12 protein-coding genes are annotated in these 13,808 nt (G+C 50.3%); 7 read left to right on the top strand and 5 right to left on the bottom strand.

What is annotated here, in order from left to right:
* The gene (locus EDD77_RS01830; RefSeq protein ID WP_058966284.1) at positions 1 to 2,115 is read left to right on the top strand and encodes a GNAT family N-acetyltransferase; all 2,115 of its coding nucleotides are present in this window, start codon (positions 1 to 3) and stop codon (positions 2,113 to 2,115) included.
* On the top strand, positions 2,109 to 3,638 hold the full coding sequence (locus EDD77_RS01825; protein WP_058966282.1) for a DUF4127 family protein: 1,530 nt from the start codon (positions 2,109 to 2,111) through the stop codon (positions 3,636 to 3,638). Before EDD77_RS01830 ends, EDD77_RS01825 begins: the two co-directional genes overlap by 7 nt.
* A 60-nt stretch (positions 3,639 to 3,698) precedes the next feature.
* Here the strand turns inward: EDD77_RS01825 and EDD77_RS01820 are convergent, their stop codons facing one another.
* Positions 3,699 to 4,178: a TspO/MBR family protein gene (locus EDD77_RS01820; RefSeq protein WP_058966280.1), complete on the bottom strand. Its 480-nt coding sequence runs from the start codon at positions 4,176 to 4,178 to the stop codon at positions 3,699 to 3,701.
* Positions 4,179 to 4,388: 210 nt separating this feature from the next.
* Entirely contained in the window at positions 4,389 to 4,901 is a 513-nt protein-coding gene (locus EDD77_RS01815) for a TetR/AcrR family transcriptional regulator (RefSeq protein ID WP_058966278.1), read from the bottom strand.
* Positions 4,902 to 5,238: 337 nt separating this feature from the next.
* Between EDD77_RS01815 and EDD77_RS01810 the strand changes: the two genes are divergently transcribed.
* The 4 genes from EDD77_RS01810 (at position 5,239) to EDD77_RS01790 (ending at position 9,517) form a co-directional block, all read left to right on the top strand.
* Entirely contained in the window at positions 5,239 to 6,177 is a 939-nt protein-coding gene (locus EDD77_RS01810) for a DUF7916 family protein (protein ID WP_058966276.1), read from the top strand.
* A gap of 788 nt (positions 6,178 to 6,965) precedes the next feature.
* On the top strand, positions 6,966 to 7,604 hold the full coding sequence (locus EDD77_RS01805) for a DUF1847 domain-containing protein (RefSeq protein WP_058966274.1): 639 nt from the start codon (positions 6,966 to 6,968) through the stop codon (positions 7,602 to 7,604).
* A gap of 123 nt (positions 7,605 to 7,727) precedes the next feature.
* On the top strand, positions 7,728 to 8,288 hold the full coding sequence (locus EDD77_RS01800) for a flavin reductase family protein (RefSeq protein ID WP_058966272.1): 561 nt from the start codon (positions 7,728 to 7,730) through the stop codon (positions 8,286 to 8,288).
* 932 nt (positions 8,289 to 9,220) lie between these two features.
* Positions 9,221 to 9,517, top strand: coding sequence for a hypothetical protein (locus tag EDD77_RS01790; protein ID WP_058966270.1), 297 nt, complete (start codon positions 9,221 to 9,223; stop codon positions 9,515 to 9,517).
* Positions 9,518 to 9,800: 283 nt separating this feature from the next.
* On the opposite strand, the gene EDD77_RS01780 is transcribed toward EDD77_RS01790, so the two are convergent.
* The 3 genes from EDD77_RS01780 to EDD77_RS01770 all read right to left on the bottom strand — a co-directional run bounded on the left by EDD77_RS01780 (position 9,801) and on the right by EDD77_RS01770 (position 12,337).
* Positions 9,801 to 10,994, bottom strand: coding sequence for a site-specific integrase (locus tag EDD77_RS01780; RefSeq protein WP_058966268.1), 1,194 nt, complete (start codon positions 10,992 to 10,994; stop codon positions 9,801 to 9,803).
* A gap of 78 nt (positions 10,995 to 11,072) precedes the next feature.
* A complete protein-coding gene (locus tag EDD77_RS01775) occupies positions 11,073 to 11,276 on the bottom strand; it encodes an excisionase (RefSeq protein WP_002610247.1) in 204 nt (67 codons plus the stop codon).
* Positions 11,276 to 12,337 (bottom strand): replication initiation factor domain-containing protein, encoded by a 1,062-nt coding sequence (locus EDD77_RS01770; protein ID WP_278318846.1) that lies wholly within the window; start codon positions 12,335 to 12,337, stop codon positions 11,276 to 11,278. The genes EDD77_RS01775 and EDD77_RS01770 overlap by 1 nt, the downstream gene beginning before the upstream one ends.
* Positions 12,338 to 12,832: 495 nt before the next feature.
* On the opposite strand from EDD77_RS01770, the gene EDD77_RS01765 reads away from it, so the two are divergent.
* Positions 12,833 to 13,504, top strand: a complete 672-nt coding sequence (locus tag EDD77_RS01765) for a helix-turn-helix domain-containing protein (RefSeq protein ID WP_008393244.1) — start codon at positions 12,833 to 12,835, stop codon at positions 13,502 to 13,504.
* Positions 13,505 to 13,808 lie beyond the last annotated feature (304 nt).

Here is a 13,808-nt window from a genome sequence, read left to right as displayed (position 1 = left end):
ATGCTTCCTGTATATTCCGTCTGGATCGAGATCCAGGCAAACAAGGCGACCATTGCGGATGCGCATCAATTCCGGGCAGCCATGCGGCGCTGCGCTCAGGCGGGAATGGATGCGGTTCTGCTCAGTGTGCGGGATACCAGCGGATTTGCACTGTATCCCAGCAAGCTGGCTCCCCATTACAGCCAGTATGACCCGGCCTTTGCGCCCGGTGTGGACTATTTGAAACAATGTGTGGAAATCTGCCGGGAAGAGGGCCTGGCCCTGTTTGCCGCGCTGGATGTTTTTGTGGGCGGAAACCGGAATCACCCGCAGCCCGGGATGCCCGCGCTCCTGCATCCGGAATGGCAGGCACAGGTTTATGGTCTGGATGCACAGGGTGCGCCCTGTATCCGCCCGGTGATGGATGCGCAGGGGTTGCAGACGGTGAGCTCCATTGACGATTTCGGTGAGCTCTTTCTGGATCCCATGGATCCGGAGGTTCAGCAGTACCTGCTGGATCTGGCCGATGAGCTTCTGGAACGGTATCCGGTGGCGGGGCTGGTGCTGGATCGGGTACGGTATGTGGGCCTTTGTTCAGACTTTGGCCCCCGCACCCGCGCAGCGGTGCAGCGGCTTGCAGGCGATACGGAAGGGTGGCCCGAATCGGTCTACCGGATCGAGGAGGGCAGGGCCGTTCCCGGCCCCCTGTTTGACGCGTTCCGTACCAGCCGTGCCGAGTGCATCCATGATTTTATGGAACGGATGAGCGCTCTTGTACATCGGTTCCCGGGCCGGGTGCTGCTGGACTATACCGGTTCCTGGTATCCGCTGTATGACCAGGTAGGTGCGAACTGGGCGTCTGTGCGCCATGTGCCGGAGGAATACGGCCTTGCCAGCACAGAGAAATACCAGCATGCAGGGTACGCCCATCTGGTGGACAATCTGCTCTCCGGCTGCTATTATCCGGAAATTACGGAGCAGGAGGCGGCGCACAGGCCCGCCTTCTGGTACAGTGTGGAAGGAGCGGCCCGGCTTGCGAAGCAGGTGATCCTGGAAGATGCGCCGGTTACGGCCAGCCTGTTTCTGAATCAGTATCGGCCTCAGCCTCGGCGGATTGAGCAGGCGATCCGGATGTGCTTTGCACAAACCGGGCGGTGCATGCTGTTTGACCTGAGCTATCTGGAACAGGATGGCTGGTGGCCCCATGCACAGCGGTCTGCGGCGCTGTGCCCCCTGACAGAGGAGGAACTGCCGGCGCTGCACCGGCTGCTGCAGCGCACACTGCCCGCCCAATACGATTGGGGAAAGGCCCGCTTGGAGCAGGTTGCAGTTCGGGATCCGGCCCTGCTGCCAGAAGGAACGCTCTGCCTGAAAACAGGCGATGGCCGTCTGCTGGGGGCAGTGGTTTCCAAGCAGTTTGCACCGGGGGATCCCCCCTATGGCGGTGCGGGCTGTGTGAGCATGCTTCTGGTGGATCCGGAGATTCAGAACCGTGGCTGGGGCAGCTGCCTGCTGAAGGCGGCTGAGCAGACCATGAGAAACCGTGGGATCGAACGGATTTTCCTGGGGCAGGACGTGTGCAATCTCTTTTCCGGCGTGCCGGAGCCTTCGCCGGAAAAACTTGCCTTTTTCGTTAAGCGGGGCTATCAGATGTGTGTGGATGAACACTATGATCTGGAAGCCGATGTGACGGACGATCCCCTGATCGATTCCTTTGATTCGACCGGTTTCGAGCCCTATTCGGTGGAACCGCTGATGCACGGCCAGGAACAGCAGCTGCTGGACTTTTTGCAGGCGGAATTCCCGGGCCGATGGCTGGAAGAGATAAAAGATTTTCTGGGTTCAGGCGGGAATCCGTCGGAACTTATGGTGCTGCGACCGCGCGGTGGTGCGGTATGTGGCTTCTGCAAAATTGCTGTGCAGCCGGGGGGACGGTCCGGTCTTGGCCCCATCGGCATCGCGGCCGGAGTGCGCGGCCGCCGGCTGGGCGAGTTGCTTTTGCAGCGTTCTCTGCTGCAGCTGCGTGCACTGGGTGCGCATACAGTGTGCATTGACTGGACAATCCTGAAGGAGTATTACGGCAAGTTCGGATTTTTGCCGGAGCGCACATACCGAGGAGGAATGAAAACATGTTGAACAGAAAGCTGAAGCTGGTATTGCTGCCGCTGGATGAACGGCCTTGTAACCGCTTGTTTCCACAGCATTTGTTCCAGCATGACGGGGTGGAGCTGGTGGTGCCCGAAACACTGGGCGATAAAAAGCAGCCTGCCGACCTGGAGAAGGTGGACCAATTCCTGCTGAACGCCTGCCGCGATGCGGACGGGCTGGTGCTTTCGCTGGATACGCTGCTTTATGGCGGCCTGGTTCCCTCCCGTATCCACCACAAAACACCGGAGGAGCTGGAGCCGCGAATGGATATCATTCGCCGGTTGAAGCAGGAAAATCCCCGCCTTCTGATCTATGGCTTTCAGGTGGTCATGCGCTGCCCGGACTATTCCAGCGACGACGAGGAACCGGATTATTACGAGCAGTACGGCGAACAGATTCACCGGGCCGGTGAGGTGCTGCACCGCAGCCGTCTGGGCCTTTGCGGCGACCAGGAGCTGAAGGTGATGCTGGAAGAGATCGATCAGGATAAGCTGAAGGATTATGTGGATCGCAGATCCTGCAATCTGCAGCAGAATTACCGGGCGCTGGAGCTGGTGGAACAGGGCGTGCTGGATGCACTGGTCATCCCGCAGGACGATTCCGCCGCCTATGGTTACGCGGCAATGGATCAGCAGTCGGTTCGGGACAGAATCGCCCGAAAGGGTCTGATGCGGGATGTGCTCATGTATCCCGGTGCGGATGAAGTGGGCCTGACTTTACTGGCCCGCATGCTGAACCACATGGCAGGCCGCAAACCCAAGGTGTATGTGAAATATGCCGCAGAGGGTGCCAAATCCGTGCTCCCCATCTACGAGGGCTGTTCGCTGGATACCACCATTCGCAATCAGCTTTTGTCTGCCGGGTGCCAGATTACGGATTCTTACGAAAACGCCGATATTATTCTGGCGGTTACCGCCCCGGCAGAGCGCATCGAAGAAGCAGTGCAGCAGCCTTCTCAGGCGCGGGGCTACTGTGTGGAACGAAGCCTCCCGGAGCTGGTGGATTTTGTGGAAGAGCGGGTGCGGGAAGGCCGCATTGTTACCATTGCCGATAACGCCTATGGCAACGGCGGCGAGATGCTGCTCATCCGGATGCTGAACCGGGCCCATCTGTTGGACAAGGTGGCAGGCTATGCCGGCTGGAACACCTCGGCCAATACGCTGGGCACGGCCATTGCCGAAGGCGTGGATGCCTATCATTTCGGCATTACCCAGTCCCACCAGAATTTCCTGGTGGAACGCTATATTGAGGATGCCGGTTACTGCGGCATGGTTCGTGCCCGCATTACCCGCATCCTGAGCCAGTATGGCATGAATTACTTTGACGTGCGCGAGCAGGACGGCGTGGTGAGCGCCAAAGTCCGTCAGGAGCTGGAGCGCTTCACCCGCGAGGAGCTTTCCTCCATTGCCCCGCGTGTGGAATTGCATCAGGTCTGGATGCCCTGGCGCCGCATGTTTGAGATTGGGTTGGATGCATCCATCCGGCCTCAGCTGCTTGCGTGGGAAGCGTAAGGCAAACCAAGAAAAATCCCCCTCTGATGGATGAAATCAGAGGGGGATTTTTCTGTTCGGTCAGCGGTTCAGAAGCCATACCGCGCCGTTCAGATAGCCGGCAAAGAGCAGCCACAGCAGATAGGGCAGCTGAAGCCAGGAAGCCGCGGGGCTTACGGAGTAAAACCGCAGAGTCATGAGAAGGACTGCCAGGAACAGCACAGCCAGGCAGAGCAGTGCACCCAATGGATTGTTCCAGCCGAAGAACAGAATGCTCCAGAAGAAATTCAGCACCAGCTGAAAGCCCCAAAGCCGCAGGGTGGGAACCCGATCCTGTGGACTTTTGTTCCAGACCATTGCCATACCAATGCCCATCAGCAGGTAAAGGATGGTCCAGGCGATGGGAAATACATAGCCGGGAGGGGTGAGGGGAGACTTGAGCAGGTTGGGGTAAACATTTTCCAGCCCGTATCGGGTAAGCGTGCTGGAAAGCCATCCGGTTCCCAGCGCAATGGCCGGAAAGAGTGTGAAGGGAAGAATACGGGAGAGCCGCTGTTTCATAAAAATACCGCCTTTCGGTACAGGATGTCCGCACGCATAGCGCCGGTATCCATAGTATATGCGGGAAACTTCCCCGGGGCGAATCAGCTCCCGGGGGCTTATTGTTATCATAAACCTTTTGCGCCGGAAGAGCGGTTGTGCACACAACGGTGCAAACGAAAAGAGGGCGGCTCGAAAAAAGAGCCGCCCTCTGGAAATGAGCAGATAGAATTATTTGCCGGAAACCGAGTCCATCAGAAGAAAAACCTCTTCCGGGGTTTCGGTGAAGTCGTTTTCAATCATGGTGCGTACCAGACCGTAAATCAGAAAGGCCATTCCGTTGCGGTGGTAACGCAGGCTGGGCGGAGTGCCCTCGTCCGGGCCAAGAACTTCCAGAAACATCTTTTCCAACACACCCAGCATCTGCTTTTCCCGTAAACTGCGCAGCAGAGGGCGCTGGCCGTAAATATAGATGATCAGATACCGCCCCGGCGATTCCAGCAGATCCCGCCGATCCGGCAGCGAGGAAGCATAGCGGATCCAGCGGGAGCGCAGGTAATATCCAACCACCTCTTCAACGGCATCGAAATTTCGATAAAAGGCATTGCGGGATACGCCGGCCTGACGGCACAGCCGGGTGACCGAGAGCTCTGCTTCGGGTTCGGCCAGAAGCAGGTCCACTGCCGCATTGGCGATGGAGTCCTTGGTTTGCTGGCAGAGTTCGCTGTTGCGGGTATTGGGCATAACGGGCCTCCAGAATCAAAGAATGGGGGCAAACCCGGCGGTCTGCCCTGCCTGTCTATTCTATAACGTAACAATTGTTACGTCAAGTGTTGAAAAGTTGTTTATCTTGTTAAAGTGTTGGATATGAATGGAAAAAATGCCGCAGAAACTTCAAAAAGCGACCCGTTGTGCAAAAAGAATGTAAGAGAAAGGAAAACACTGTGTCTTGTCGCAAGCCCCGGCGCAGACCGGTTGACAGCTGCGAACCCATGGGGCATACTTAAAGCAACCGAACCGGGCGGATTTCCCGGTAAATCATCAGCCGCCGGAAAATGGCGGAGGAATGGAGCGTATCATCATGACAAAACGAGTACTGGATCTGCTTCCGGCAGAACTGGCTTCGCTGTCAGCGAAAGAACTGCTGCAGGCGGTGGCCGGCAGCGAGGGCCGGGTGCTTGCCGCCGAGACCATCGGTATCACCCCGCCGCTGCTCAGCGATGTGACCAACGCGGAGTTTGCCGCCTCCATGGGCGCGGATCTGCTGCTTTTGAATATGTTCGACGTGTGGGAGCCCCGCATTGTGGGCCTGCCCGAGACCCGCCCCGAGGACGCGGTGCGCCGGGTGAAGGAACTCACCGGGCGAATGATCGGCATCAATCTGGAGCCGGTGAATCCGGCTGTCTGCGCTCAGAACGAGGAAACCATCTGGGCCATGAGCCGGGGCCGCTATGCCACAGCGGAAAACGCCCAGCGTGCCATGGAAATGGGCGTGGATCTGATTGTGCTCACCGGAAACCCGGGCAACGGGGTGAGCAATGAGGCCATTGTGCATTCGCTGGAAAGCATCCGCGCTCAGGTGGGCGAGGGAATCGTGCTGGCAGCGGGCAAGATGCACGCCTCCGGTGTTGTGGGTGAGGGCGGCGAGAACATCATCACCAAAGAGGATGTGGCCGCCTTTGCCGCTGCAGGTGCGGACATCATCCTGCTGCCTGCCCCCGGCACCGTGCCCGGCATTACCACTGAATATGTGCGCGGGCTGGTCAGCTATGCCCACAGTCTGGGCTGCCTGACCATTACGGCCATCGGCACTTCGCAGGAAGGGGCGGATACCGCCACCATCCGCCAGATTGCGCTGGCCTGCAAGATGACCGGAACCGATATCCATCACATCGGTGATTCCGGCTATGTGGGCATGGCTCTGCCGGAAAACATCATGGCATACAGCGTGGCCATCCGTGGCATCCGCCACACCTACCGCCGCATGGCAGCGTCGCTGGCCCGTCGCCCCAGGGACTGAGACCATGATTCAATAGAACTGTATATTTTCAGGTAAGAAAAGCCCGCCCGGATTCTGATGGAACCCGGGCGGGCTTTTTGCGGGTTGGGAACGGATCCATGGGTTTCCGTGTTCTTTCCCTTTTCCGCTTATGCTGATTCTGAGTCGGAATTTCCGTGTGCATTCATCCCGTGAAACAGCGCAAACCGAAAGGACGGAACATGCCACAAGCACCCACCAATTTGGAACGGTTCCGCTGCCGTTTTTCAAAAAGCGGCAATATACGAAAACACTGCACAATTACCCATCGGTTTTACAATCTGCCGGGCCGCCGGATCCAGGCTGCAACGGTCTGGCGAGTTTCTCACAAATACCCTCTGTTTTTGCGGCGTTCTCTCTCACAAATGCCCACCGGCTTTGTGTCCGGGAATCTGAAAAAACCTTGTGAGAAAAGGGCTTTTGTGTGGTTTTCCATACCGCATCCGGCTGCAGAATCCGTACCGGAATTCTTAAAGAAATCTGTCCATCCAGCCAGTGAAATGTGCCCGGCGGAAGAGGGACTGTTTGTATCCCCAATGCGAAAACAGACGCTTCCGAAAATGGCTTGCCGGTACGCTTTTGTAAGGGGGTGGCGCTGTACCGGTTTTCTTTGAAAGCAAGGGGAGCCAGAAGGGAGCACGGCCGCTGTTTTTATGGATTGCCCCGTTTGACAAACCGCCGACCAAAGGATACAATACAGATATATGGTTTAGATATTAAACAACTGAATCGCTCAACAGATCCCCCCGATCCGGAAAGGAGAATTTGTCATGTACAATTGCGCCAAGTGCGGCCTTGTTGGGTGCGCCCAGCAGGATCTGCAGAAAACCCTGCCCGATTGCCCCAGTAAAAACAGCGAGCTGCAGAGCAAAGCCCTCAAGGAGTATGAAAAGGAAGAAATCCACCGCATTGCCTATCAGTCCGCCTGTGTGGAAGCGGAAGGCTATTGCAACGATACCCGCATGGTGGAGATCATCAATCTGCTGAAACGCTGCAACTATAAAAAGATCGGCTTCGCCTTTTGCCGGGGGCTCCATCGGGAAGCCCGGGAGGTTGCACAGATTCTGGAATATCACGGATTCGAGGTGGTTTCCGTAATCTGCAAGAACGGCGCTGTGCCCAAGGCACACATTGGCGTTGAGGATGAAAACACCCCCTCCGGCCATGCGGATCGGGAGGTCATGTGCAATCCCGTGGCGCAGGCCATGGCTCTGAACGAAGCCAAAACCGAATTCAATATCCTGTTGGGGCTTTGTGTGGGGCATGATACCCTGTTCTTCAAATATTCCGAAGCGCCCGTTACCGTTCTGGCCGTCAAGGACCGGGTCACCGGCCACAATCCGCTGGCGGCCATCTACTGCGCAAAGGGATATTACAAAAAGAAATTCTACCCGGAAAATCCGGACTGACCTGCCTGCGTTTGCCCGTTGAACCCTGCGGGCAGAAGCAGGGAAGATCCCCCGTATTGCAAAAAGATGTCCGTCACGTTATGATGAAAGCAGAAGCACTGCATACGATAAGGAGGTATCTGAATGCGCAAGAATTTTGGAGCCAAACCCTGGACCTATCCGCAGCCGGTTTTCATTCTGGCCACTTATGACGAGAACGGCATCCCGGATGCCATGAATGCAGCCTGGGGCGGCATCAGCGATGACAAGGAGCTGACCATGTGCATCAGCGCCAGCCACAAAACCACCGCAAACATTCTGGCCCGCAAGGCATTTACCGTCAGCATGGCCACGGCAGAGCAGGTGGTGGCCTGCGATTATGTGGGCATTGAATCCGGCAAGCGGGTGCCGGACAAGCTGGAAAAGACCGGCTGGCATCTGACCCGGTCGGAGTTTGTGGATGCACCCCTTGTGGAAGAGCTGCCCATGGCGGTGGAGTGCCGCCTGGTGAGCTACGACCCGGAAAGCTGCCGTCTGGTGGGCGAGATCGTCAACGTGAGCGCGGACGAATCCGTTCTGGATGCAGACGGGAAAATCGACCCGGACAAGCTCCAGCCCATCACCTTTGACCCCATCCACAATGTTTACCGCACGCTGGGGCAGGCTGTGGGCCACGCTTTTCAGGATGGCGCAAAGCTGAAATAACTCCATGAATCGCTTTTCCGGCATTCCATTGGCCCGGAAAAGCGCGCTTCTGGCATTAAGATTCGGTGGAAATAAAGAAAACGCTGTGAGATAGCTTCCAATAAGGCAGTATGAAAGCATTACTGATATAGGGGAGTTGTAATAAGAAGATATTGGCGATACATGGTTTTTGCAACCATGTATCGTCTTTTTTCGTCATCAACACTATTTTGAACATATGATCAGAGAAACATGTGATGCGAGAACTGAACTATATTCCTTGTGGTGACTAGCATATTCTCAATATTCGCTTGCCAAAGGAAAATAGGCATATTGGTCATTGGAAAAGGTGCACAGAAAGTATTCGAAAGTATAATCTTATTTGCTTCGATAGCCTGTGCCTTGACAGTACGCTGTGAATATATCTGGTTAATTTGAACGAGTGAGAATAAAACTGTCGGGAAGTTATTATCGAAGAAATCACTCCATCAAAAGTGTGACAGGAGATACATAGAAGTGGATCAACTGATGTGGATAAGAGTTATGAGCAGCATTCGTAACCATGCCGAAAAATGTGACATGAGTTAAATGATTGATAACTAATTCAACATCGAATGGCGTGTACTTAACAATAACATAGGTTCTTTTCATAGCGAATAAATCGCCAAGGCATTCTTTTAAATGCGTTGAATTATTCATACTTTCGTGATTTAATTATACTTAAGTTGAGAGAGGTGAATACTGGCAGTAAGCTATAAGAAACTATTCCGCCTTATGATTGATTGGAATGACTAACGCTAAGCTGATGGGAAAGGTGGATTTAGTGCAAATATTATTACCAGACTGAAAAAAACACTACGTTTCATTGAACAGTATAGAAAAAACTGTAAAGTTCTTAACACTGGTGTAGACGATATTCTGAAATTTTGACCTGATAATATGGAGGGAAAATAATGGACAAAAAAAGAATTGCTCAAATTAAAGAACAGTTTGATCTCGTTATTCATAGCGATGAAACTGCTCGTGTTGAGTTCTGGTATGCACGTGAACTGATGTTACTGCTTGGATATGGCCGTTGGGAAAACTTTGACAAAGCAATTGCCCGGGCGATGGAGTCCTGTGAAACCAGTGGGGTAGAGGTATCGGATCATTTTCGTGAGGTCACGAAAATGATCGAGACGGGCAAAGGCGCTCGAAGACCGATCAAAGATTGCTGCATCTGTAGAGGGAGCATACGCTGCCTGCGATGATGTGTAAATCAGACAGGGATAAAAAATGAGAAAGCATCCTGGGAGAACACCCAGGATGCTTTTTTCATGCCAGTTGGCGACGTGAAATTACGATCATATACAATCAATTAAATATAAATTATATATGTCTTTTTGACTATCTTTTTATATCTTCTTAAATGTCCGCAAAGCCTTATTTTATCGGCTCTACGGGCATTTTGCTTTTGTGGTAAACCTCACATATCTAGGTCTATCTTCTTATATTTTCGCTATCAAGCGTGGTTAAAATCGTGGTAAATACTTCTTATGCGATTAGACGCTGAACCTCTGATTTTGCGGTATCTATGGACGCATGAGCATACCAGTTCATTGTGATACTGATATTTGAATGTCCCATGATATACTGTAAATCTTTTGGGTTCATGTTCTTGCTTGCCAATCTTGTGCAGAATGTATGGCGTAGCGTATGTGGTGTGATATGTGGCAAAGGGTTATCCTTATGGTGCTTGTTGTATTTCTTTACTATACGGACAAAAAGCATATTGTAATCAATCGCAACTTTGGGCTTGCTTTTATGATTGACAAATAGAAAGCTGCCTCGTCCGTCTATCACAAATGGTTCTGCCTTTGGGCGTTTCTTTATAACCCGTTGAAATGCTTGTATCGTTTCTCTGCTTAATGGCACTTGTCTTGTTCCGCTTTTGGTCTTAGGCGTTTCAATATAATAACCCTGTTCCTTGCTCTTTAGTAACTGGTGGTCGATAACTACAACCTCATGGATAAAATCAACGTCCATGATTGTCAGTCCGCACAGTTCCGAGATACGAAGTCCTGTCTTTAACAGTATCAGCACATCATCATAATACTTGTGATACACATTGTCCGTCTTGATGAATGAGAGTAGGGCTTGTTCCTGTTCCTCTGTCAATGCGACTTTCTCTTTGGTATCATTTTCTATGACTTCACTTAACTTGAAATCAAAAGGGTTTTTCCTTACACAATCGTCTTGTATGGCGATATAGAACGACGCTTTTAACGACCGTTTATGGTTGTTAATGGTGTTATAGGAAAAGCCTTTGTCTTTCATGCGTAACGCCCATTCCTTAGCGTCAGAGGGTTTTATCGTATCAATGCTCCTAGCACCTAACTTGTCCTCTTTCAATAACCGCATGAGCTGTTCCCGTTGTTTCTGTGTGCTTTTCTTCACGTTTGCCCTCTGTGCGTTCTGTTTGGCGTAGAGTTGACAAAGCGTCATTTTCTTGCCTGTGCTGTCAATAGCGTCCTCAATATCCCGTCTTATCTGCTGTTCCAGCTCACGAAGTGAGGGTTTTTCCCGTTTTCCCTTTGGTGTCGGGTCTGTGGGTGTCAATCTCCAGGCATACACATATTTTGTGTTTCCAAATGCGTCCACATATTTATATAAGTATTTCCCGTCTGTTCGTTGGCTCTCTCCAGTATGCAGGATACGTCCTTTGCTATCCCGTCTTTTTTCTTTCATGGTGTCTGCTCCTTTCCTTGTTGGAAAGAGCCTTGATATGACTTGTGTTCATCATAACACATACAAGGCTCATTTGCATTAGATTGCGTCCAATTTGTCAATGACCTTTTCAAACTGTCGGCGTTTAATCTGTATGCGGTTGCCATTCATAATGAGCCAGCCAGCGTCTTTGTTTTCCTCTGCCAATCGTCTTAACTTGTTTTCTCCGATACGGAAATACTTTGACGCTTCTTCAATGGTAAGGGTGTATTTTTCCCATACAGGAATATCGTTGTTATTCATCAGATACCCCCTTTCCCATGTTTCGTGTCATACTGGATATAGGGGATAAGGTCGGTGCGGTCTATCCTCTGTAAGTGGGCGGTTAGTTTACTGGAAAGGGAATTGCTGTATCTTGCCTTATCAAGCATAGTTCCCACTTTTTCCAGTCCACCTAATGCGTCATGTTCTTCCAAGAAGTAAAAACTTTTGACAGCGGAAATCACACCACCCTCTGTGAGCCATTGCTGTGTTTCTTCAAGAGAATTATGTAGTTTCGGTACTTGCAGTTTCAAGACTTCCACAGCCCCTAAAAAGCGTTCCCAAAACCGACACGTTTTCCATCTGCTCTTATTACTTTCATTTCTGTTTGGCACGACAAAGCGTAGGTTGTTTGCCAATAGCCCGAAAGCCAGTTCCCCAAGTTCCAGCGGTCTGTCTTTGAATGTCATGGCAAAAGCATGAGCCTTATCATCACGCAGTTGCATTTCTGTCCGTTTCCAACTGCCGACTTCATCAAGTGTCTTATTATGTTTTGAACAGACTTCCTTATCCTTGTCATAAAAGCGGTAGGACAATCCCGATTTACCAGCACCGATATAAACAGTCTTTGCGGTGTCGAAATCATCAAACTTGCTTTCGTCAAAGTGGTAGCCCTCACTATTCGAGATAAATTCCTCTTTTTCGCATTTCTTCTTTATCTGCTCTATGGTAAAGAATGGCTTTTCGTTCTTATCATCAATGGCAATATCAAGTCTTGTGAAATGGAAATTATCCAGTCCGTATCTTCGCTCACAGCGTCGGAACATATCCCCAAAGGTATAATTCCTACTGTCGAGAATACGGAAAATATCATCACAACCTCTGCCAGTCATAACAAGATAACAGCCTAGTCCCTGTGGGTTGTCCTCTGTCTTTCTTGCGTCCCCCGATACATAAATATCTCCAATCTGCCAGCGTGCTTGATAAGTCTTGAATTTTATCGTTGCTGGATAAACATTGAAAATGTCAGTCGGTAAATCTAAAATGTGCATGATTACATCTTCGGCGGTTGCAGTATCAAATATAATGCTGATGTAATCAATCTTAACGGATAAATTTTTGTGTGTAGTTATAGTGCATTACTCCTTTCGTACTTCCCGTTTTTTGCGGGGTAAAAATCGTGTTTTTTCCTTTATTTATCACAGTTTCTAGGTACTATGACATGTATGCGCAGGGCGGTGTTACATATACGCCCTTTATGAACGCCTAAAGGCGTTCCCTTTCTTCCTGTGTCTGATCCGTTCTTAACGCTCACGAGCCTTGTAAGACTCGTGGCTAAACGGAACAGCCCCAGTCAGAAACCTTATTTTCGGTCTGATAGTCCATGCTTATTCATGCTATCAAAATGAAAATACATCTTTTCTATGCTTACTCAAGCGTGTGATTGACCCTAGCGTGCTTAATCACCCTATCTAATACGATAATAACGCCATTAGAATTACTTGTCAAGAAGTTTTGATTGACTTTTTAATAAATATTAAGTATGATATGCTTATAAACACCGAGAAAAGCAACGAAAGGAGCGGTTATACTAAGTTATGGAACATTATGAAAAGAAAATCAGTTTCTTAGGAGAGAATATACAGACCATAAGAAAACACAGAGGAATGAAACAACAGGAACTTGCGGATAAAATCGGTATCAATATGCAGAGCCTTTCCAAGATTGAACGGGGTGTGAATTATCCTACCTTTGACACATTAGAAAAGATAATGGACGTGCTGGGAGTAACGCCCAATGAATTATTATCAGGAGAATGGAAGTATATTGACCACACCGAACCATATATCATGGATATTATCAAACGGGAACAGGACTTCAATGTTTCCTTAGATTATCTGTCTGAAAATGAATTTTTCAATGATGAAAAAGAATGCAGATTTTACATGGAAACCAAACTCATACAGTATATCCATAACTACATTACCAATGAGGTTACGGAGTTAGAAGAACTTATGGAAATCAAGCAGTTGATACAACGTCAAAAAATAGAACGCATGATGAAAGTACATAAGGAAATGCGAGGGTTAGACCGATACAGAGAACAGCCCAAAGAGTATAAATACCATGACCCTTATGATGACTGGATATTCCGTCAACTTGCGGACATAGACAGCAGAAATAACATTCCCGACACTTCGCCACAGTTAGATTTTGATGAAACGGACTATGAAGATTATCTGAAAGAGAAATGGAACAGAGGTCTTTAATTTTCCTCTTGAATGAAAGATACAGCAAACAAAAAGCCCAGTAAAGAGTGCAAAGCACCACCAATGGTGGCAAGGCTCTTGACAGGGCTTTTTCTTTTCTGTGGTTGGTAATCAAGAGGAAGAAAGAAAAAGTGTGTATTTTTCAAGACAGAAAAATGTCAAGGGGGGTGTGCTGATTTTTGTTGTGGCGGATATATGGAACTGTTATAATATGGATATGTTTAAATTACGTTATAAGCAAGAATATTCTGCTGATTTGTCAAAAAACATCATTGCAACTGCCAGTTGACATATTTCCATATCT

The sequence above is a fragment of the Allofournierella massiliensis genome (genome assembly GCF_004345265.1).
Classification (GTDB): domain Bacteria; phylum Bacillota; class Clostridia; order Oscillospirales; family Ruminococcaceae; genus Allofournierella; species Allofournierella massiliensis.
The sequence above is the reverse complement of the archived record's forward strand: the minus strand, read 5'-3'. Positions and strand labels throughout refer to the sequence as shown.

Coding starts and splice junctions, on each gene's coding strand:
- EDD77_RS01830 (WP_058966284.1), top strand. CDS start 1: ATGCTTCCTGTATATTCCGTCTGGATCGAGATCCAGGCAAACAAGGCG.
- EDD77_RS01825 (WP_058966282.1), top strand. CDS start 2,109: ATGTTGAACAGAAAGCTGAAGCTGGTATTGCTGCCGCTGGATGAACGG.
- EDD77_RS01820 (WP_058966280.1), bottom strand. CDS start 4,178: ATGAAACAGCGGCTCTCCCGTATTCTTCCCTTCACACTCTTTCCGGCC.
- EDD77_RS01815 (WP_058966278.1), bottom strand. CDS start 4,901: ATGCCCAATACCCGCAACAGCGAACTCTGCCAGCAAACCAAGGACTCC.
- EDD77_RS01810 (WP_058966276.1), top strand. CDS start 5,239: ATGACAAAACGAGTACTGGATCTGCTTCCGGCAGAACTGGCTTCGCTG.
- EDD77_RS01805 (WP_058966274.1), top strand. CDS start 6,966: ATGTACAATTGCGCCAAGTGCGGCCTTGTTGGGTGCGCCCAGCAGGAT.
- EDD77_RS01800 (WP_058966272.1), top strand. CDS start 7,728: ATGCGCAAGAATTTTGGAGCCAAACCCTGGACCTATCCGCAGCCGGTT.
- EDD77_RS01790 (WP_058966270.1), top strand. CDS start 9,221: ATGGACAAAAAAAGAATTGCTCAAATTAAAGAACAGTTTGATCTCGTT.
- EDD77_RS01780 (WP_058966268.1), bottom strand. CDS start 10,994: ATGAAAGAAAAAAGACGGGATAGCAAAGGACGTATCCTGCATACTGGA.
- EDD77_RS01775 (WP_002610247.1), bottom strand. CDS start 11,276: ATGAATAACAACGATATTCCTGTATGGGAAAAATACACCCTTACCATT.
- EDD77_RS01765 (WP_008393244.1), top strand. CDS start 12,833: ATGGAACATTATGAAAAGAAAATCAGTTTCTTAGGAGAGAATATACAG.